Raw genomic sequence first — 640 nt, 5'->3', positions numbered from 1 at the left:
TAGGAACAATGTCTTCGATGTATTTGAACGTCTCCTCATCGATTTCGATTGGGATCCGGTCGTCCCGCTCAGTTGAACCAGAGGCGTCCGTCATACCACCTCGCCGGCTTCAAGCTGCTCGCGAACGTCGTCGCAAAGCGTGAAACTGATGACTGCGGGAGAGATCGCTCCGATCGATCCGTCGTCACCGATCTCGGCCCGAGGCGGCGTTCGATGCAAAACGAAGTACTGATCGTCGGCCGGGATATGTTGTCCGTAGCGACTCGATTCGCGTTCCGATGCATCCCGAAGCGGCATCAAGAAATCGACGTAGCGACATCCGAGTGCCTGGCACATCGTCGCGTAGGGCGTGAACGATTCGCATTCTTCAAATCGCTTCGCAGCTTCATCAACGTCGGCCCGCGTCCAAACGTCGAAGTCGGCCGGTTCGACTCCGCCCGTTCGAACCAGCATCTCCAGCGATTCAACACGGCAAGCGTAACCCCTGGCCCGCAGGTGTTTTACCACCTCTGCGGGCTTCATGGGGAACAACTGCTCGGCCCGAACGTCGGCCGATCGATGCTTCGGCACGTCCTCGTTGTTCAGCCGAAGCTTCACGTTGACGAACTCCTCAAAGGTCAATCCAATTCCCATCTTGGTC

1 protein-coding gene is annotated in these 640 nt (G+C 57.5%); it reads right to left on the bottom strand.

Translation table 11 applies throughout. The features are described from left to right. Positions 1–90: 90 nt before the first annotated feature. On the bottom strand, positions 91–640 hold a 550-nt coding region (locus GE027_RS22950), incomplete at its 5' end, for a hypothetical protein (protein ID WP_162006907.1).

The sequence above is a fragment of the Roseimaritima sediminicola genome (assembly GCF_009618275.1).
GTDB lineage: Bacteria > Planctomycetota > Planctomycetia > Pirellulales > Pirellulaceae > Roseimaritima > Roseimaritima sediminicola.
This window is presented reverse-complemented; position numbering and strand designations above follow the sequence as displayed.